This is a genomic window from Fictibacillus sp. B-59209 (genome assembly GCF_036216745.1).
GTDB classification, from domain to species: Bacteria; Bacillota; Bacilli; order Bacillales; family Fictibacillaceae; genus Fictibacillus_C; species Fictibacillus_C marinisediminis.
Window position 1 is genome coordinate 94,152 of sequence record NZ_JARMMC010000003.1, and the last position, 19,508, is coordinate 113,659.

Annotated in this window: 18 protein-coding genes; 16 read left to right on the plus strand and 2 right to left on the minus strand. The window is 42.8% G+C overall.

All coding sequences use genetic code 11. The annotated features are described in order from the left end of the window. Positions 1-9: 9 nt before the first annotated feature. From P4361_RS01540 to P4361_RS01570, 7 genes are all read left to right on the plus strand, one after another. Positions 10-468, plus strand: a complete 459-nt coding sequence (locus P4361_RS01540; RefSeq protein WP_328088046.1) for a flagellar protein FlgN — start codon at positions 10-12, stop codon at positions 466-468. A gap of 15 nt (positions 469-483) precedes the next feature. Further along, entirely contained in the window at positions 484-1,995 is a 1,512-nt protein-coding gene (gene flgK, locus P4361_RS01545; RefSeq protein ID WP_328088047.1) for a flagellar hook-associated protein FlgK, read from the plus strand. Between the two features lie 10 nt (positions 1,996-2,005). Beyond that, positions 2,006-2,920 (plus strand): flagellar hook-associated protein FlgL, encoded by a 915-nt coding sequence (gene flgL / locus P4361_RS01550; protein ID WP_328088049.1) that lies wholly within the window; start codon positions 2,006-2,008, stop codon positions 2,918-2,920. A gap of 48 nt (positions 2,921-2,968) precedes the next feature. Beyond that, positions 2,969-3,544, plus strand: a complete 576-nt coding sequence (locus P4361_RS01555) for a DUF6470 family protein (protein WP_328088050.1) — start codon at positions 2,969-2,971, stop codon at positions 3,542-3,544. Positions 3,545-3,556: 12 nt separating this feature from the next. Next, entirely contained in the window at positions 3,557-4,000 is a 444-nt protein-coding gene (gene fliW, locus P4361_RS01560) for a flagellar assembly protein FliW (protein WP_328088051.1), read from the plus strand. Positions 4,001-4,003: 3 nt separating this feature from the next. Beyond that, positions 4,004-4,228 carry a carbon storage regulator CsrA gene (gene csrA / locus P4361_RS01565; protein ID WP_328088053.1) on the plus strand — a complete coding sequence of 75 codons (225 nt, stop codon included), beginning with the start codon at positions 4,004-4,006 and terminating at the stop codon, positions 4,226-4,228. Positions 4,229-4,377: 149 nt separating this feature from the next. Next, a complete protein-coding gene (locus tag P4361_RS01570) occupies positions 4,378-5,658 on the plus strand; it encodes a flagellin (RefSeq protein WP_328088055.1) in 1,281 nt (426 codons plus the stop codon). A 386-nt stretch (positions 5,659-6,044) separates the two neighbouring features. Here the strand turns inward: P4361_RS01570 and P4361_RS01575 are convergent, their stop codons facing one another. Next, the gene (locus P4361_RS01575) at positions 6,045-6,905 is read right to left on the minus strand and encodes a DNA endonuclease (RefSeq protein WP_328088056.1); all 861 of its coding nucleotides are present in this window, start codon (positions 6,903-6,905) and stop codon (positions 6,045-6,047) included. Between the two features lie 591 nt (positions 6,906-7,496). On the opposite strand from P4361_RS01575, the gene P4361_RS01580 reads away from it, so the two are divergent. The 5 genes from P4361_RS01580 (at position 7,497) to P4361_RS01600 (ending at position 12,000) form a co-directional block, all read left to right on the plus strand. Further along, entirely contained in the window at positions 7,497-8,693 is a 1,197-nt protein-coding gene (locus P4361_RS01580; protein WP_328088057.1) for a hypothetical protein, read from the plus strand. A 114-nt stretch (positions 8,694-8,807) separates the two neighbouring features. Further along, a complete protein-coding gene (gene flaG, locus P4361_RS01585; protein WP_328088058.1) occupies positions 8,808-9,143 on the plus strand; it encodes a flagellar protein FlaG in 336 nt (111 codons plus the stop codon). A gap of 15 nt (positions 9,144-9,158) precedes the next feature. Continuing rightward, positions 9,159-11,219 (plus strand): flagellar filament capping protein FliD, encoded by a 2,061-nt coding sequence (fliD, locus tag P4361_RS01590; protein ID WP_328088059.1) that lies wholly within the window; start codon positions 9,159-9,161, stop codon positions 11,217-11,219. 27 nt (positions 11,220-11,246) lie between these two features. Then, positions 11,247-11,648 carry a flagellar export chaperone FliS gene (gene fliS, locus P4361_RS01595; protein ID WP_328088117.1) on the plus strand — a complete coding sequence of 134 codons (402 nt, stop codon included), beginning with the start codon at positions 11,247-11,249 and terminating at the stop codon, positions 11,646-11,648. 1 nt (position 11,649) lies between these two features. After that, complete coding sequence (locus P4361_RS01600) at positions 11,650-12,000, plus strand: hypothetical protein (protein WP_328088061.1); 351 nt, start codon at positions 11,650-11,652, stop codon at positions 11,998-12,000. A 90-nt stretch (positions 12,001-12,090) separates the two neighbouring features. On the opposite strand, the gene P4361_RS01605 is transcribed toward P4361_RS01600, so the two are convergent. Then, on the minus strand, positions 12,091-13,944 hold the full coding sequence (locus tag P4361_RS01605) for an acyltransferase family protein (protein WP_328088062.1): 1,854 nt from the start codon (positions 13,942-13,944) through the stop codon (positions 12,091-12,093). A gap of 519 nt (positions 13,945-14,463) precedes the next feature. Between P4361_RS01605 and P4361_RS01610 the strand changes: the two genes are divergently transcribed. From P4361_RS01610 to P4361_RS01625, 4 genes are all read left to right on the plus strand, one after another. Next, positions 14,464-14,706 (plus strand): hypothetical protein, encoded by a 243-nt coding sequence (locus P4361_RS01610; protein ID WP_328088063.1) that lies wholly within the window; start codon positions 14,464-14,466, stop codon positions 14,704-14,706. Then, the gene (locus P4361_RS01615) at positions 14,687-14,827 is read left to right on the plus strand and encodes a hypothetical protein (RefSeq protein ID WP_328088065.1); all 141 of its coding nucleotides are present in this window, start codon (positions 14,687-14,689) and stop codon (positions 14,825-14,827) included. The genes P4361_RS01610 and P4361_RS01615 overlap by 20 nt, the downstream gene beginning before the upstream one ends. 6 nt (positions 14,828-14,833) lie before the next feature. Beyond that, positions 14,834-15,442, plus strand: coding sequence for a hypothetical protein (locus P4361_RS01620; protein WP_328088066.1), 609 nt, complete (start codon positions 14,834-14,836; stop codon positions 15,440-15,442). A 371-nt stretch (positions 15,443-15,813) separates the two neighbouring features. After that, complete coding sequence (locus P4361_RS01625; RefSeq protein WP_328088067.1) at positions 15,814-19,188, plus strand: hypothetical protein; 3,375 nt, start codon at positions 15,814-15,816, stop codon at positions 19,186-19,188. The last annotated feature ends 320 nt before the right edge of the window (positions 19,189-19,508 follow it).

The following is a 19,508-nucleotide window of genomic DNA, read 5'->3' on the forward strand; positions in this document are numbered from 1 at the left end:
GAGGATCTCATGGCGCTAAAGGACATGAAATCTTTATTAAACGAGCTGCTCCACGTCCACCGTGAGCTCAACAGCATCGCTGAACAAAAAACAGCGATATTAAAAACAGGTGACGTAAAGGCGCTCGATGCCTTGATGCTTAAAGAGAACGAGCATGTGAAAACTCTGATGGAGCTTGAAGAAATGCGGAACAGAACAAGCGACGTTACGATGTCCGAACTGATTGAGCAGGCTGTGGCAAGTGAAAAGGAACAGCTTGAATCTCTTCAATATGAGCTTTCTAAAGAATACATGCTTTTGAAGGAACGCAACGAGCTGAACCAGCAGCTGATCCATCAGTCACTGCAGTTTGTGAACATGTCATTGAACATGTTCATGCCGGAGCCGGAAAAAGTAACATACAGCCGTCCGCAGGCAAAGGAATATGCGGGAGCAGGGAGCTTTTCTCTGTTTGATTCAAAAGCCTAGAACGGAGGAACATTCATGGTATCAACGTTTCACGGGTTAGAGACCGCCCGCCGCGGAATGACAACCCAGCAATATGCCCTTCAAGTGACCGGGCAGAACATCGCCAATGCCAACACAACCGGATATTCGCGCCAGCGCGTTAACTTTACCCAGACCGAGCCTTATCCGGCACCTGCCATGAACCGCCCGCAAGTCCCTGGACAGATGGGGACTGGGGTGCAGGCTGGTTCGATTCAACGAGTGAGGGAAAGTTTCCTTGACGTCCAGTTCCGCGGAGAAAACACAAAATCCGGATATTGGGGAGCCAGAAGCGAAGCTCTTGAGAAAATGGAAGATATCATGAATGAGCCAACCGATAACGGCTTATCGAAGACCCTTGATCAATTTTGGCAATCCCTGCAGGACCTTGCCACAAGTCCTCAGGACGAGGGAGCACGATCGGTCGTTCGCCAGCGCGGTGTTGCTGTAGCGGAAACCTTTAATTATCTATCAAACTCGTTATCCAGCATTCGTGATGACATCAAGAGCCAAGTGGATATCTCCGTCAAAGAGATCAACTCCATCGCTGAACAGATCAATAACCTCAACCAGCAGATCAGTGAGATTGAACCGCATGGCTATTTGCCGAATGATTTGTATGATGAAAGAGATAATCTCGTCGACCAGCTTTCACAGCTTGTGAATGTGAAAGTAACTAAATCGCAGAGCGGTTCAACAGGTTCGCCGCTTGCTGAAGGTAAATACACGATCGAGCTGATGGATTCGTCTGGAACTTCATTAGGGAAACTGGTAGATGGCACGAGCACTCCGCTCTCTTTTAAAACACTGTCAGTTAATGAGAGTAACGGTAATATTTCCGGTTTTTCATTAGGGGGTACAGCGTTTTCTACCACTTCAGTTGGAGGAAAGCTTGAAGGGATGACTTCCGCTTATAATAATGATTACCCAGCAATGCTTGATCAGCTGGACAATCTGGCGCTTGCTTTTGCGAAAGCATTTAATTCCGTTCATAACAGTGGCTGGAGTTTGAATGATATCAATAGTGGAACTCAAACACCACACGACTTTTTTGTGTTGGAGAATCCGGCAACCACAGCAAACGATCAAGTGAAGATCGATGGCTCCACACAAGCTAAGGGTGTGGCAAAGCTTCTTAAAATCTCATCTGAAATTACTAACGATCTAAAAAATATTGCGGCTGCTTCAAGCAAAGCAGCTGGGGATGGAAGCAACGCTTTAAACCTTTCTGCTGTAATGGACTCTACCAATCTAAAATCAAAGTTTGAAAGTGCGATTGGAAAAATGGCGGTCGATGCTCAGCAGGCGAACCGTATGGCTGCGAACTCGGACACACTCACACATTCCGTCGACCAGCGCCGTCAATCAGTAAGCGGCGTCTCACTGGACGAAGAGATGACTAATATGATTCAATTCCAGCATGCTTACAACGCATCTGCACGAATGATTACAATGGTTGATCAAATACTCGATAAAATTATTAACGGTATGGGTGTTGGAGGAAGGTAGGTGACAAATCATGCGCGTAACACAAGGCATGCTATCAGGAAATATGCTGCGTAACCTTAGCAGCAGCTATGCAAAAATGGGAGAATACCAGGATCAGCTTTCCACAGGAAAGAAGATTACGAGACCATCACAGGATCCGGTAGTCGCGATGAAAGGGATGGCCTATCGTACAAATTTGACAGAGGTAGAGCAGTTTAAACGTAACTTTGGAGAAGCTTATAACTGGGTGGAAAGCTCAGACGATGCTCTTGATAAAGCAACCAGTGCTTTACAGCGTATTCGTGAACTAACGGTTCAAGCATCCAACGGAACGTATGAAGATAATCAAAAAGCGGCTATTGGAGCAGAAATTAAGCAGCTAAAAGAGCACTTAGTTACCATTGCTAATACACAGGTTGCAGGAAAGTATATCTTTAATGGAAATGATACGACGAATGCCCCGGTTACGATAGTAAATGGTGAAGTCACCCAAGTGTCGAAAAACAGTAATGATGTAAAAATCGAACTCTCCAAAGGCATCCAGCTCGGTGTCAATGTGAAAGGATCAGACATTTTTACAACCGGTACTAATCCTGGAGATGGTTTGTTCAGTGACCTTTCTGCATTAGAAAAAGCCTTGGACTCTCAAACCACACCGACAGGCTATACGAAAGAAATCGGTAACTTCCTTGGATTGCTTGATGGGCATATCAATAAAATCGTCTCTCAAAGAGCGGAACTTGGTGCGAAAAACAACCGTCTTGAACTGATGGAAGATCGGGTGGATGAACAGGAAGTCATCGCGAACCGCATCCTATCTGACAATGAAGATGCTGACGTGGAGCGTGTCATCACTGACATGAAATCTCAGGAAAGCGTTCTTCGGGCGGCCATGGGAGTGGGCTCCCGTATTATTCAGCCGTCATTATTGGACTTTTTACGTTAAAATGGAGCTATCCAATGTGATAGCTCTATCCTTTTAGGGGGAATTATAATGAGCGTTCCTCAGCTTAGAATGGAATCCACAAAAGGGCAAATCGGAATAACGACCATCCAGCCGGTACAGGAACTTGAACAGCAGCCGGCTGATCTTGAAATTCAGCAGCCGAAAGCTGACCTAAGTATTGAAACCACACCAGGAAAATTGACTATTGACCAGTCACAGGCTAGGGCAGATATGGATTTAAAATCCATCGGCAGGAGAATTGAAGAGTTTGCTCAAAAAGGTTACAGCGACTGGCTCGATGGATTAGCACGTATGGCTCAGCAGGGTGATGAGCTGATGCGAATTGAAAATGGCGGCCAGCCAATTGCTGATCAGGCTAAGGAAAATGGAGAGGATCCAATTCTGGAATTCAACATTGGGTTTGTTCCGTCTCCTTTTAGTGTAAAAACAAACTATGACCCAGCAAAGGTTAATATTGACTGGCGGGTTAACAAACCAATCATTGAAGCAAGGATTAACAGACCTCGCCACAGCTATAAACCTGGTGAGGTGCATATTGATATGAGGAAACGGCCTTCCTTAACTATTGATGTGGCTGGCCAGGAGATCGACCAAAAAAAGTAAAGTGGTGAAAACATGGAACTGAAAACCAAATTTCATGGTGATATAGAAGTTGAGCAAGAAGATGTTATAACATTTGAGCATGGTATCCCAGGGTTTGAAGAGGAAAGAGAATTTGTTATTCTTCCATTTGAAGACACGCCTTTTTCTGTCATGCAGTCTGTATCTACATCGGGACTAGCTTTTGTAACAGCTGACCCCTTTATGCACTTTTCAGGATATGATTTAACATTGCCTGAATCGGTTGTGAATGAATTGGAAATTAAAGAACAACAGGATGTTTTCGTCCAAGTTATTGTAACGTTACGAGACGAATTAAAAGAATCGACGGCCAACTTGCAGGCACCCTTAATTATTAACAAGGTAAAGAGTCTCGGAAAACAAGTTGTGCTTAATGATAACCAGTATACATCAAGGCATCTTATCTTCACAAAAGTGGCTGAAGAGCGAGGTGTGTAAAATATGCTTGTACTAACACGTAAAACTAAAGAAGCGATACAGATTGGTGACAATATTGAAATTACCATTCTTGGGGTTGAAGGTGACCAAGTAAAGCTCGGAATAAATGCACCCAGACAAGTGGAAATCCTCCGCAAGGAAATCTATCTCTCAATCAAGCAGGAAAACAGTGATGCTGCGAACACCTCTCTAAGCTTGATGGATCAATTAAAAAAGATAAAAAAATAAAATTATGCTATAAACATTTCAAATCAAAAGACGATATTAGTGGTGAGCAAACAATCAAGATGTTTGACGGCCGCAATCGTCTTTTTTGTTTGATAACATGACCAACCACAAGGATGTGGGCGGGACACATTTCAAGGAGGAAATTTATAATGAGAATTAATCACAACATCGCGGCACTTAATACGTACCGTCAATTAAACAGTGCAAGTACTGCACAAAGTAAATCAATGGAGAAATTGTCTTCTGGTCTTCGAATCAACCGTGCTGGTGACGATGCAGCTGGACTAGCAATCTCGGAAAAAATGCGTGGCCAAATTCGTGGATTAGATCAAGCTTCTCGTAACTCTCAAGATGGTATTTCAATGATCCAAACCGCAGAAGGAGCTTTGAACGAAACTCATGATATTCTTCAAAGAATGAGGGAATTATCAGTACAAGCAGCAAATGATACAAATACTTCTGATGATCGAAAAGAAATTCAAAAAGAAGTGAATCAATTGACATCTGAAGTAAATCGAATTGGTAATACAACTGAGTTTAATACTCAAAAATTATTAAATGGTAACAAAGTCGGGGCCGCTTCAGATGGTTCAATTGCAGGAACAGTTACTGGTTCAAGTACAGTAGCTACAGCAGGTGCTCCAGATGCGGGTTCCTTTAAATTTACTGTTGATGGGGGAACCACAAAGACTGCAACAATTGCTAGTGGTGACGATTTATCGGCAGTTATTGGAAAAATAAATGCTGCAGCAGGTTCCACAATTGCTTCTGATGATGGAACTGGAAAGTTAAAGTTAACATCAACAACAACAGGGACATCTTCTTCTATTAATATTGATGGAACTTCAACAGCAGGAACTTTAACGTATCTTGGTTTATCAGGTGGTAATAACTCAGGTTCAGCAACAGGAGGAACAGTAAAAGATGGAGCAGCTTCTCTTCAAATTGGTGCTAACCAATCACAACAATTTACTGTAACTATTAATGATATGCGAGCTGCAGCTTTAGGAATAGCTGGTACAGCTTCAGGAAGCGCTGTAGGAGTTGATACAGGGGTAGTAGGTGCTACATTTACTGCCTCAGGTTCAGCAAATGATTTAACTGATTATACAAATTCTACAGAACATGGTTTAGATGTTTCTGATGCTACAAAGGCTTCAGCTGCAACAAAAGTACTTGATCAAGCAATTAAAACAGTGTCTGCAGAACGTTCAAAACTTGGTGCTTACCAAAATCGCTTAGAACACACTATTAACAACTTGAATACTTCTAGCGAAAATTTAACAGCTGCTGAGTCTCGTGTAAGGGATGTTGACATGGCAAAAGAAATGATGAACCAAACAAAGAACTCTATTCTTTCTCAAGCAGCACAAGCAATGCTGGCTCAATCGAATCAAATGCCTCAAGGTGTTTTACAACTCTTGAAGTAATGATTAGAAGGGCGTCTAGTTTGGTAACGAGCTAGATCATTACTGGGTGAATTGCTGGAACTTCCTAAAGCTTTCTCAACCACAGCGTAACTGGAAACAGTAGGCGTGACGGTTTGAAAATGAGAAGGATGAACAATGGATAATCAGCAGCCAAGCTCCTGTCTCGAAAGAGTGGAGAAGGTTCAACGACTAGAATGTACTGTCTAAGGCTAACGCTATGACAATGAGATTCGTAGGGTGAGAAATCATTCGAAGTGCCCAGCCCCTTATATGTTAAGGGTGAAGATATAGTCTATTCTGTAGCTGAAAAGCACAGCGGCAAAGCAAGCCAACCAACAACCACAAGGAGTTCTTCAACTTCTTCGTTAATCTTATTGATGGTCATCTCACAGGAGGTGGCCATTTTTTCTTAATTCACTGAGCTTATAAACTACTGACCAATAAGATCTTCCTATCGCATCCGCAATAAATTGATCGGTTTTCTTTTGTTGTTTAAGAGTGATCATCCTCTCCACCTCAATGTTGGAGTAATTTTTGTTTCTATATGAACAGGATGCCACAATTACATATTCAGGGTCTATTATCTTGTATTTGTTCTTCTCTAAGGAAAACCTGTACTCCCAGTCTGTCTTATATCGCATAGATTCACAGGTTTTTGTAACAGGACTGATTGTACTTAGAAAATTCAAGGTATCATCTATTTTAGAACTTTTAAGAATGTATCCTAAACCATCTTTTCTTTTACTCAGTCGAAGATTTAAATTTAACTGGTCATATAATATATTGCTGAAACGCACTAATTCCTGATAGCTGTAGCATTGTAAATAAAGAGCAATATGAGGAGACAAGCATACGCTTTTTTGTTTAGTATTTATTCGTTTTGATAAACATAGTGAACCATCATCCATATATAAAACAGCAAGAATTGTCAAAAGATCACAATATGGAAAGAGCTCAAAAGGAATTTGTTTTTTACCGGCATTATTATAAAAGTAGGGATAGAGTTCAGTAAAAAGCTGTAACGAACGTGAACGAAGAGTATGGGTTTTAATCGTTATATAAAACAGCTGAGGAACGGCGTGCTGTTTCCATTCTCTATACTTTAGTTGTGCAACGCCGAAATGCTCTCTGTAACTATGATTTTTTCTTCTAGAGTTTTTATAGATTTTCGTAATTTCCCCATCTCCCAGAATACTTCCGACTATTAAACTCCGTGTATACATATCCAACTTTAGAAATTGGTTCATACAACCACCTCTACTAAATTCATACTGGTTTCTTATATAATAAAAGGGAAACTGGTCGAGTAACATAAAGAGCAAATTATGCTAAGTTAAAACTTTTGTTTGTCGGAATTTTGTTGTCAGGCTGTTCTGCTGACAAAAAAAGTGAGACGGTAAAAAGTAAGCCTGTTTCAGCATTTGAGGAAGAGAAGAAAGAGAAGCTCGGCAAGGATACCAATGTGACTGGAGAAAATGCTAAGCCACAAAGAGCAAAGGTGGATTGGCTGAAAAGGACTATTGAACCGTTGCTGAAGTTGTAAAGAATGATAGCAAGCATTAGAAAATTCGGGGATTGACGCAAAACCTTTTGTACCAAAAATATGGAAAAGATGTTAGAAGAAATGATAGGGAGTATAGCTACCACCAGTATACAATAAACCATTTTAAAAGAGAGCTAAAAATAGCTTTCTTTTTTATTTTTTTGCTAAATTTTGGAGTTTTTGTACCGATAAAAATACTAGGTCTATTTTCTTAGATGGTTTGTTAAACAAAGTGCATTAATATTGTACTTAATATTACAAGCCATCAAAATATTTAAGAAGGAGTTAATTACATATGGGTACCAAACAAAATAAAAGGTTATTAGCAAGTGCATTAGTTGCAGGAAGTATCGTATTTCCTGCATTGCAATCTCCTGTTCATGCAGAAGGACCATCCTACATTGAAGTGGAAAATAATGTAGGAACAAATGATACAGTAACTTTTAAAAATACAAAGGCAAAAGATACTGTAAAAGTCTATAATGCGGATGGAAGCATTTTGTTAGGAAAAGGTGTTTCATCTTCAAAAGGTGGAGACTTAACGATTAAATTAAAGGATCAGTTTACTGAGCCCACTATTCAAGTGACCTTAACCAATTACAACAAGAAAGAAAGTGAAATGGTTGAAGTTGAAGTACCGGATGAAACAATAACCGATGCATTATCTTCAGATGACTTAGCTGTTAATAATAACGTCGGTACTTCAGATACTGTATCGGTCAAGGAAGTCAAAGCGAAGGATACAGTAAAAGTGTATAATGCCTCTGGTGAAACCTTACTTGGATCAGCAAAGGCAACAAAAACCGGATCGTTAACGGTTAAACTAAAGTCCCAGTTAACAGAAGGTTATGTACAAGTCAGTTTGAGTACATACAACAGTCTTGAAAGTGAAAAAACGGATGTAGAAGTACCAGACGAAATGATAACCGATGCTTTATTACCGGCTAATATTGTTGTTAATAACAATACAGGGGCGCCAGATACAGTTGCCGTTAATAACCTTTTTGCCAAAGATATTGTGAAAGTATATGATGCATCGGGTGAAAATCTGTTGGGGACAGCAAAAGCCACAAAAAATGGGGGTGTAATTGTTAAGCTTAAGGCTCCTTTAGCTGAGGATACCATTCAGCTGAGTGTCACTAGCTTTGGTAAGCTTGAAAGTGAAAAAGTTGAGGCTTCAGTATCAGGCGATTTTATATCTCAAATGGTACCTACAGACATGGTTATTGTAAACAATAACGTAAATGTTGCAGATACTGTACTTGTTCAGGGAGTTGCAGCAAAAGATGTTATAAAAGTATACGACGCTTCCGGTGAAATCATGCTTGGTACAGCAAAGGCATCAAAAGCTGGCGATGTAATTGTAAAATTAAAAACACAGTTAGCGGAAGACACAATTCAAGTGACGTTGACAAGCTATTACAGCTTAGAGAGTGAGCAGGTCGAAGTTGAAGTACCAGAAGAAGAAACAACAGAACTTCCATTAAACTAATCTCAAAAAGAATCCTAGCAAATGCTAGGGTTCTTTTTTGATTTCATCTTGATTTTTAGAGATGTTTACCGATAAAACTAGTAGATCAATTTTTTCATTTCAGGAGAGATTATTGTGGAATTAACTCGTATCACTTCATCTGTAGCTCCAAATACACAAATAGATCCAGCAGAAAAAGTCAGTGAATTCCCAACGGACAGGCAATCAAAAAGTGAAAGCTCACCGAACCCAAAAGAATTGAAGGAAATGGTGAAAGGAATCAATGATTTGTTAATTCCGGCTCACACTTCCTCCAAGTTTGTGCTTCATGAAAAATTACATGATTATTACGTTCAAATTATTGATGATAAAACACAGGAAGTGATCAAAGAGCTTCCTTCCAAAAAGTTTCTGGACATGTATGCTTCCATGCTAGATTTTGTAGGATTGTTTATTGATAAAAAAATTTAATGAGAGGTGATGTGAATGAGTACATTGCGCATTAGCGGACTTGCCAGTGGGATGGATGTAGATTCCATGGTCAAGGAGATGATGAAAGCTCAGCGGGTGCCGATGGATAAGCTGAATCAGAAAAAGCAAATACTGGAGTGGCAAAGAGATGACTACCGTTCGATGAATACCTTGCTATCCGGTTTGAAGGATTTGTCTTTTTCTATGAAGTTAACCTCTTCTTACCGTTCAAGAACGGTTACTTCTTCAGATGAAAGCCGTATTACAGCCACAGCAAGTTCGTCAGCAAGCCTGACTTCGTATAATATCTCTTCTGTAGATAAACTAGCAAGTGCCGCAACAAAGGTAAACGCTGGAGCATTATCTAAATCAGCGACTGATAAAATAGATGCCGATTCCGGACTTTACGATCAAATGACCAAGTTTGCAAGTTACGTAGACAATACAAGCACTGGCTTTAATTGGAAGAAGGGTAGTATAGAAAAAGAATCAAAAACAATTGAATCGGCAACGGATACGATTCAATTAAAACAGGCGAATTTAGATAACAATTTGCTGTTAAGTTCGAGCGTTAAAGTCAATGGAAAGGATTATCAAGTAGTTAGTTCATTTACTGATCCTAAATTGCCCGGACAAGTCATTGTAGGTGCAGACGGTAAGCTGAACTTCAGTGAGCAACTTACAGCGGGCAGTTCCGTATCTGTCACATATTTTACACCTGATCACACGGACGTCATTACCGTCCCAGGAGGAATCAAAGATTTTCAACTCACCAAAACTTCCATTGCCTCAGGATCATTAACTTCCGTTTCAGTAAAAACTTCTTCTGGGAGTATTGATAACTATACAGTTGTCACCGATAAAACTCAGCTTACAAGCGGAACAAAAAACGTTTATGTCGATGAGAAAACAGGTCTTCTATCATTTGCGGATACTATTGAAAAGGGTGCCGAGGTATCTGCTACCTATAAAGAAAACTATTTTACATTTGGCCTTCAATCCTACGATACGAATGGGAAAGCAGTTAATCAGACGTTCGCTATTAATGGTTCTACTTCTTTAAATAGTGTCATTAACCAAATTAATTCATCAAGTGTTGGGATATCTGCCTTTTATGATACACAGACGGATCGTATGACCCTTACAAGGTCGCAAACAGGAAACTTTAATCCAACTGGCAATGAAATTCATACCTCGGGAGATTTTTTAACATGGGCTGCACGATTTGATGGTACGGTCACTGAGAGTGGCGGAGATAATGCTGTTCTAACGATAAACGGCCTTAAAACGGAGCGGAATTCTAATGCGTTTGCAATGAACGGTGTAACGTTTAATTTAAAACAGACATTCAATACCGGTTCAGTTTCACTGGCAGTTGGAAACAACTCAGACGATGTCATCAAAAACATAAAAGCCTTCGTCGATAAATACAATGAAACCATCTCTAAGGTTAAAGATAAAATTTCAGAAGAGCGTTATCGTAAATACGATCCATTATCAGATGAACAGCGATCAGCCATGACTGATAAGCAAGCTGAGCTTTGGGATGAAAAAGCGAAAAGCGGTTTGATCAAGAGTGATCCAGTGCTTTCCTCAGCTTTAAATGAAATGCGCCAAAACATGTTTGCAACCGTAACGGATAGTTCCATCAACCCAAATTATAATCAGCTTGCCAAAATAGGAATAACGACTTCGAGTAATTATTTAGAAGGTGGAAAGCTCGTTCTTGATGAGGCGAAACTGAAAAAAGCGATTGAAGATGATCCAGCGTCTGTTGAAAAACTCTTTACCAATACGAGCAGCATCAGCAGCGAGAACGGGCTCATGCAAAAACTATACGACACTTTAAACAAGACTATGAATAGTGTTAAGGATAAAGCAGGTAATTCGCTACTGGTAAACAGCCAGTTTGTGATCGGGAAAGAGCTGAATGATCTTGATACGCGCATTGATGCTTTTAATGAACGTTTGACCCAAGTTGAAGATCGTTACTATAGCCAATTTACCGCGATGGAACAAGCCATTCAGCGGTCCAACCAGCAGAGCACCTACCTGTCCCAGTATTTCAGCAAGTAACAAGCAATACAATAAGGGAGTGACATGATGTCTTTACCAAACCCGTATCAGTCGTACCAGAATAACTCGGTTCAGACGGCATCGCCCGGAGAACTGACATTGATGCTGTATAATGGCTGTCTGAAGTTTATTACTCAGGCGAAGCAAGCCATACAAAATAAAAATCTTCAAGAGAAAAACACTAACTGTTTGAAGGCTCAAAAGATCATCCAGGAGCTCATGGTAACACTGAACATGGATGCTCCGGTTTCACAGACACTCATGCCGATGTACGACTATCTAAACCGCCGCTTGATTGAGGCAAACATTCAGGGCAGTGTTGAAATCTTGGATGAGGTGGAGAGCTTTGTGGCGGAATTCCGTGATACGTGGAAGGAAGTTATCCAGATCAACCGCCGTCAGCAATATGGTCAGGGAGGAAGAGTATAAGATGGGAGCGGTCAGCGTTTTACTTGAGATCACACATAACTTGCACGGTCACGTGGCGAGTGGTCTTCCAAAAGAAGAGCGCGAACCCTACATTGAGCGGTTGAATGAGCTGTTGGATCAGCGGGAATCGCTGCTGGGCGAAATTCCTGTTACTTTTACTGATGAAGAGAAGCGTATGGGGCTTGTCATTCTTCAGTTGAACGAAGTTGTTCAGCCTCTGCTCGACCGTCAGCTCGCAGAAATTAAGCGTGACATTACTTTGATGAACCAAAAGAAAACCCACTCCGCACAGTACGCTAATCCCTATGCGGCAGTTTCGAGTGACGGCATGTTTTTTGATAAAAAGAACTAATGAACTCTGGCTTATGTGAGCCGGAGTTTTTTTCTTTGCCATAAAAAAACAACGGCCGCTAAACCGTTGCTCTCTAATCCTTCTATTATTCTAGTTCACTGCACTTTCCACAAGCTTCGCATAGGCGGAAGCGCCTTTTGGCTTGAGATGGACGCCGTCATTATAAAAGTACGAGGTTTGTCCATCACTCGCCTGGTTCCAGTTCACAAGCTTGGTATGAGGATGTGTAGAAGCCACTTCCGCGAGCGTCCGGTTCACTTGCTTTTCCCACGAACGGGGAACCTGGCTGTTGATCAGTACGATTTCTTTGTCTTTACCAACTTTATCGAGTACGTTTACGAGCTGGTCTTTTGAGAAGGGGCCGTTCGTTCCAAGTCCGATGACGACTGTGTGTCCCAGGCTTCCGTTTGCCTTCATGTGATCGATGACATCTGAAGCATCCTTCAACTGGCGGCCGATCTTGGCGTCAACCGTTGCCTTGGGGAATTTTTCTTTGATATAAGGGGCCACGTTCACCATGACCGAGTCACCGATCACTGAAATTCGTTCGTCCGCCGGTTTAGGCGGCGAGACAGGTGCTGGTTTTGGATCAGGCTTTTGATCAGAATCCGGTTTTGGCTTTTCTTCCGGTTTTGGTTGTACTTGCTTCGGTTTCTCTTTCGGTTTTACAGGCTCAGGATGCATGATGGCCTGCTCGGCTTTCTTTTTCTGTCCGGCTTCAAGCTTGTGAAGCTCCGGGATGACAACCGTGAAAAAGATGACGACGATCACTGCTGCTGAGCAGCCAAGGATCGACTTTTGCACGAGTGTCGCACGTTTCCAGGAATGTGCCGTCATGTTCAGTTTCGCTCTCCATCGTTTCAATACTCCTTGACGGATAGGCTCCTCAATAAAGTGCCAGGACAGCGTGGCCAGAATAAGGATTAATGCAAACTGAGCGATTCTGAGCCATGCGGATGGATGGGCGTTTTCCTGTGCAGGGTTGGTGAAAACGATGACTGGAAAATGCCATAAATAGATGCCGTACGACCGGACACCAATCCAGCGAAGCGGCTTCCATCCCATGGCCATGCCGAGCCGGCTGGACGGATGGGCAAGCGCCGCCACGACAAATAAGGTGAAAATCGACAGAATGACCATACCGCCGCGATATAAGAAGCTATCAAATTGGCTGGTGAATCCGATTAAGAGCAAAATCCCAAAGAGACTGAGCGTTCCAACAATATCGAGTGCTTTTCGCTGTTCCTTCGGCAGACGAGTGGACAGCTTTCGGCTTGGCCAAATGATCGCAAGTCCGGCTCCGATCAGCAGGGAAAAAGCTCTCGTGTCTGTTCCGTAATATACCCGGCTTGGATCTACTCCCGGTGTGTAAATCATAGCCATCGCAATGGCGGAAAGGATAGCTGCAACGAGTATGCTCCCGAGAATCAATCTATTATTTTTTATGTAACGCAGGCCGAGTAACAGCACGAGCGGCCATATAAGATAGAACTGTTCCTCCACCGCCAGCGACCATAAATGGTTGAGCGGAGAGGGAGGACCGAACTGCGCGAAATAAGACACTTTGTGAAAAATTAGCCACCAGTTGCTTACGTACGTAAGGACAGATAGAACATTGCCCCAGAGGTCCAGTAAAAACGATCGTTCAAAAAGAAGGACCCAAAGAATGACAAGAGCCAGCATGGACAGTAAAGCCGGCAGGAGTCTGCGTGCCCGTCTGATCCAGAACTGTTTAAAGTCGATTTTTCCGGTTCGATGGTATTCCGCTATGATTAAATCTGTGATCAGGTAGCCGGATAGAACGAAAAAGATGCCCACGCCCAATAATCCGCCAGGTGCCCATCCAAGATTTAAGTGATAAGCGATGACTGCGAGAACAGCGAACGCTCTCAGCCCGTCAATCCCGGGCATATACCGCTTGTTTTTCTGGGTAGGTTCAGGCATCCAGCTCCCCCCTTACCCTGAAATTTTTCTTCTTATTATATTGTAACGTTGCCGCCTCATAACCCGCAGTGAATTCTTGCTGCTGGCAGCATGCGATGTAAAACATGGTCGTTCTCCCTTCGCATAAAGCAGATCTTTTTATCTCCCATAATAGTTTAGTGGTTTTCAAGGGTATTGGAAACAAAACAATTCTACTATTTTCGACAAATTTTTATGTTAAAAAATCCCTGATGACGGGGGAATTTAGCCTAGAGTCTACTATAGTGCAATTGGATTTGCCGAATCAAGGAATAAATGGCTAATGAGGCGGGAATAGGAAATATGTCGCAGTGGAACGGGGATAAAAGACTGAGTAATTACCTGATTTTAGTAAAAACGGCTAGTACCTCTGCCCGTGTGCCTTCTTTACAATAGGAAGAGAGAGAATAAGCAGGCGGTGATCGAATGTTTTTTGACAAGCAAAAATACAGAATGCAGGCGGATATGCTGGATTGGTAATCCGGCAAGGTATCGGAGTCGTTGCATAAGCTGGATCGACTCGGACGAGACCGCGCACACGTATTGACCAAAGCTCAAGACTGGGAAAGCAAAAGCAAAGCGAGCTATAAGCAGATCATGTCAGAAGCAGCAAGTACCCACTTTTCGTCAGCAAGTACTGGGGAACAATTGAAGGATGCGTTGAAAAGAGAAGCGACTAGGCTTAGGGAAAAGGCGAACGATATCGAGAGGCAGCAAAAGCTGGATGAGTCAAATAAGCGTTAAGCCGGATGAACTGGAAGCGCTGGCCTCGGATATCGATAAACTGGAGAGCCAGTGCAGTGAGATTAAAGGTGCGTTAAAATGGGATTATCTCGCTCTCCATGCGGCCTGCCTGGGAATGTGATAACGGTTGAATAGGAACCAATTATTAGAGGCTTGTGACGAGCTAAATATTAAGATAAAAATTAATCCCGATAACATCTTACAAATAAAAGGAGACTATGAGGCCTATAGTCAAATTGAAAATATAAATGGTATTTGGGAGTATTCAGTCATTAATTTTGAAAGGCGGACACCTCCAAAGAAAACTAATGTAAAAGTTTTTTCGGATGAAGAGTCTGCAATTACACATTTTTTTATAAATGTTTTAAAAGAAGCGTATTTCTATGAGGTATTTCCACCTAATAATCCAGCTCACGATGTGAAAAGTACTCAAGAATTAAAAGATCTTTTTGATGATATAGGGATTAAGGAAAGGCTATACAGTTTTAGAGATGTAGAACCTCAGCAAATATATGGTGAGATGGACAAAAATCAAACCTTAATAATTAGTTATATTAACGAAAATAAGCAGAAGCAATTTACTACTATGCCTTTGCCGCTTGAAAGAGGATTTTTTGTTATGTATAGACTTACTCATTTCTTGCATATTTTAAAGATGGTCGAAGAGAAACTAAAAGAAGACAACATATTAAATACTAGTTTTAATGATCAAGATATTGAAACTTTTATTAAATAATTTTTCGAACGGGGCTGTCCAAGANNTCTCGCATCTTCCACTTCAATTAACTTTTCATTGAAGTTTTTTCAAGCCAAAAATGGGCTGCCTGAAGGTCAATTTTCGACTTTCTGGACAGCCCCTTTTTATATTTGTTTAAACAGAAAGGATTACTTAAATGGGTTGTTTAGGTTCAACGGGAAGGTACGAGAATTATAAACCTAAGAATCCAAGCTTTAGAGGGCTTCCTTCTAAAGCTCATTTTTTGTAGATATGTCTGCAATAAGCACCCTTTTATTTCCAAAAGTGATGTATAATGTGGTTGATACATAGAATGAATAAATGTTCATCTGTTGGTTTTTAGCAATAACGATGCAAAAGCGGGGTGTCGCATGAAGGGTCAAGAATTGATCAAGGACTTGTTTGACCTGAAGGAAAAGGGATATTTGAAATACGAAGATTACTTAAGAGTGGTTGAAGGGATCAACCGCTATGAAAAAGACCAGAGAAGAATTGAAGAAGGAAAGGAACCGTATATACAGGCAACATCCGGACCAAAGCGCTCGGAGGAACCACAACAGTTTGAGAGGGAACAGCCGATCATCACCAGCACGGTGCCAGCGGCTCAGGATCAGCCTGTACCGAAGCTGAGGCCAGTGACTCAACCAGCCCCCAAGCCGGCACTGACCGCTGAACAAAAGCGGGAGCGGAACTTGACGCTGCTCATGACAGCGGGTGTCGTGCTTCTTCTGCTTGGCGGGCTTACCCTTGCAACGAGCAACTGGGACGTATTCAGTTCTCTGGCGAAAACCTTGCTTGTAGGCGGAATCGCCGCTCTATTCGGAGGGCTCGGTGCATTGTCACAGCGGGTGCTTTACATCAGGAAGACAGCATTTGCGTTCTTTGTGTTGTTTGCGCTATTCGTGCCGATCACCATTCTGTCGGCAGGATATTTTGAGCTGTTTGGCAGCTGGCTGAGTTTTTCGGGGGACGGTAAATATGTGCTGGGGGCGGTAACCAGTCTGATCTGTCTGCCGATTTATTGGATGTTCACGAAGTCGTTTTCATCCAAATTGTTCGCCTGGTTTACGCTGATTGCTTCAGCTATCGGCTATGCGTTTGTTCTTTTGGCATTCGGCATTGAGAAGAACGCGTTCTATTTTGCATATGCACTCGGAAATGCGGGTTACATCTATCTTTTTCATGTACGAAAAGCGAAGGAGGCAGACATTTCTCAAAAGGTCTTGCCCATCTTTATTCAAAGCAATCTGATCTTATCCACGTTATTCATTATCATTTCGTTTGAACAGCCGCTTTCTCAGAGCTTTAACCTGATATTGACCGCTGTTCTGTATTTGGCGATGAGAATGGTCAACAAACGGGTGGAGTATGAGCTCTTGTTTATGGCTTTTGTTTCGTATGGCCTCTATCAGCTCGTTGAACAAGCGGCTGGTGCCGGCCTGAGCCTGGTACTCATTCCAATTGTGCCAGTGGTGCTTCTCGCTGTTGCCCGCTATTCGAAGGGCAATTTGAAAAAGTACTACCAGATCGCCAACGGGGCTGTCTCTGCTCTTGCGTTTTTACTCGTTACGGGAAAAGGGCTGATGCTTTCAAGCGGCGAGGGAAGCGTGTGGATGTTTCTGGGGTATCTCGTGATTGCCGGTAACTTTGTTTACTTAAGCTATAACACGGCTTTCCGCCTCTTTACGTATCTTGCGCCTTTTTACATTTTCAGCGCTGCGCTGGAGGTGTATCATCTCACAAGCCCGTCCAGCATAAAGTATTGGCCGCTTGCTATCGGAATATCCGGGCTGGTTGCGTATGTAATCGGCCAGTTCATTGTGCCGATCCGTCGTTCCAGCCTTTATGTTGCCGGAGCGTTCCTGATGGCTGGTTTCGGATTGACGCTGCTGATTCCTGAGTATTGGCAGACAGTGGTTCTCGCCCTTCTGCTGACAGGACTAGGGGCCAGACATTATTTGACCGAGCAGGGCATCTCCCAAAAAGTATTTGGTGCAGGTGTCTCGGTCTTCCTGTTCTTTGCGGGCTTTTCAATGGGAATGGCGCTTATTCCTGACCCAGATCGTGCGCTCGCGATTGGAATAGGAACAATACTTCTGGCTGCACTGTATTATTGGAAAAAAACAGACCGCATTCTCGGTCAATACGCATTGATCGGTGCGATGTTCGTTTCTCTTATCAGTTTTCTTGTCTCCTTTGACACGGAAGCCGACTGGATCCGTCTCGTCTGCAGTTTGCTGTTTAGTTTTATGATGTTCGTGGGGACGCGGTATTTTAAACAGAGTGTCGGTTATGGAGTGGTGCAGGCAGGATTGTTCTTTGTTTTTTATGCGCTGCTTCACTTGACGGCAGATCCGCTGAGCGAACGGCTCACACTGATCACGATTGCCGCTCTCCTTTTTGTTTCCTATGAAGTGTTAAAGCGGGTGGAACGCCAAAGCCATCTGCCTGCGCTGGTTGTCGGCCAAGCGGCTCTTCTGTACGCGGTATTCTATAACTTTATTACTTCGGGTGAAACGCTGCCGTATCTCTTGCTGACGGTTTTGTATGGGTTATATGTATGGCGTTCCGTGTTTGAAGCGGAGAGAAAATACAGTCTTTACGCTGGACTGACCGTTTTATCCGCGGCATTCGGTTTCATGGTCAACGAATGGTTTCCTAACGAGAACCGTCTCGTCTACAGCCTGTTGCTGCTGGCTGCTTATTTTGTTCTTTCAGAAGCCTGGAAGGAACGGCTTAGATGGTATATCGTTCCGTTCTCCATTCTGGTGATGGCCGAATACCTGGCTGATTCCTATTACAGCGGAGACGTAATCTCTCTTTGGTTCTATATCGGTGTCATCTTTGTGTTCATGGCGTTTTTCCACTCACTAAAAGGGTATTGGAGAACGGCTGCAGCCTTTCCGTTGATTTTTTTCTGGCTCGGGATGGCCGATTTGATGGATATTTACAGTCTTTCTTCTCCACTCCGTGCGGTCGTGTGGTATGCGATCGGTATTCTGTTTACCGCAATCGGAATCTTTTTATATGAAAAGCTGTATCATCACGAGAATGAGGAAAAAGTTGATTTTTACGGAATAGCGGGGCTGGTCTATGTATGGACCGGCTGCATGCAGGCTGTGGAATGGGTATTTATCGCAGGATTCACCCTGATTGCGATATTGCTGTATCAGCATTCAAGACGGATCAATGAGGTTCCCATCGCACAAAAAGTGCTTCAAACGCTGTCGCTGCTCGTTTGTCTGTTAACCTACTATACGATCATCGACATGATTGATTTCCCTGAGTATCTCATGACAGAGCTGTATGTCTTGCCTTGGATCCTGATCAGTTATCTGCTGACGCGAAAGACGTGGAATCTGAGCGAAAAGGTGATCATGTATGTTCAATACAGCTTGATCGGCGTCATCTCATTGATTCTTATGATTGATGCGATGTACAGCTATAAAATTATCGATGCGATTATTCTCGGTACACTGGCTGTTATCGCTATCCTCTATGGCTTTGTTTCCAAACAAAAAAGCTACTTTTTCAGCGGTTTGATCGTGCTGCTGGTCAATGTACTCGTGCAGACCCGGCCATACTGGGGCAACATGCCGTGGTGGGTGTACCTGTTGATCGCAGGAATCCTGCTGATCGGGTTTGCCGGCTATAATGAATTTAAAAAACAGAAGGGCATTGAGTCTCCATCGCTGAAAGAACAGCTCCTCCAAAAATGGGGCACGTGGTTCGGGGCCTGGAAGTAAAATAGCGAAAGGACAGTTCCTCTTATAGGAGCTGTCTTTTTTGGGGTGTTTGTGGAAAGATTGTTCATCGTACTTGTACATTATTGGTATAAAGATGCTATATAGCATTTAATAAAAGGCTTTTTTCGTAAGCTTTGTTGCTTTTGGGAGTGGTTGATTTCCGTTTCAGGATGCTCGCTTTTACCGGCGTAAACGCCTACTTTCGCGGGGCGGGCGTTGAGCCTTACCGGCGCCAGCGCCTACTTTCTCGGCGCCAGCGCCTGTGGGTCTCACCTGTCCCGCTGCTCCCGCAGGACAAGGAAGGCTTCGGCAGCGTTATA

Bases quoted from the DNA above. Each gene is read 5' to 3' on its own strand.
- P4361_RS01625 (WP_328088067.1), top strand. From the start codon at position 15,814: ATGAAGGGTCAAGAATTGATCAAGGACTTGTTTGACCTGAAGGAAAAG.
- P4361_RS01580 (WP_328088057.1), top strand. From the start codon at position 7,497: ATGGGTACCAAACAAAATAAAAGGTTATTAGCAAGTGCATTAGTTGCA.
- fliW (WP_328088051.1), top strand. From the start codon at position 3,557: ATGGAACTGAAAACCAAATTTCATGGTGATATAGAAGTTGAGCAAGAA.
- fliS (WP_328088117.1), top strand. From the start codon at position 11,247: ATGTCTTTACCAAACCCGTATCAGTCGTACCAGAATAACTCGGTTCAG.
- P4361_RS01575 (WP_328088056.1), bottom strand. From the start codon at position 6,905: ATGAACCAATTTCTAAAGTTGGATATGTATACACGGAGTTTAATAGTC.
- P4361_RS01605 (WP_328088062.1), bottom strand. From the start codon at position 13,944: ATGCCTGAACCTACCCAGAAAAACAAGCGGTATATGCCCGGGATTGAC.
- fliD (WP_328088059.1), top strand. From the start codon at position 9,159: ATGAGTACATTGCGCATTAGCGGACTTGCCAGTGGGATGGATGTAGAT.
- P4361_RS01600 (WP_328088061.1), top strand. From the start codon at position 11,650: ATGGGAGCGGTCAGCGTTTTACTTGAGATCACACATAACTTGCACGGT.
- P4361_RS01555 (WP_328088050.1), top strand. From the start codon at position 2,969: ATGAGCGTTCCTCAGCTTAGAATGGAATCCACAAAAGGGCAAATCGGA.
- csrA (WP_328088053.1), top strand. From the start codon at position 4,004: ATGCTTGTACTAACACGTAAAACTAAAGAAGCGATACAGATTGGTGAC.
- P4361_RS01540 (WP_328088046.1), top strand. From the start codon at position 10: ATGGCGCTAAAGGACATGAAATCTTTATTAAACGAGCTGCTCCACGTC.
- flgL (WP_328088049.1), top strand. From the start codon at position 2,006: ATGCGCGTAACACAAGGCATGCTATCAGGAAATATGCTGCGTAACCTT.
- flgK (WP_328088047.1), top strand. From the start codon at position 484: ATGGTATCAACGTTTCACGGGTTAGAGACCGCCCGCCGCGGAATGACA.
- P4361_RS01570 (WP_328088055.1), top strand. From the start codon at position 4,378: ATGAGAATTAATCACAACATCGCGGCACTTAATACGTACCGTCAATTA.
- P4361_RS01615 (WP_328088065.1), top strand. From the start codon at position 14,687: ATGAGTCAAATAAGCGTTAAGCCGGATGAACTGGAAGCGCTGGCCTCG.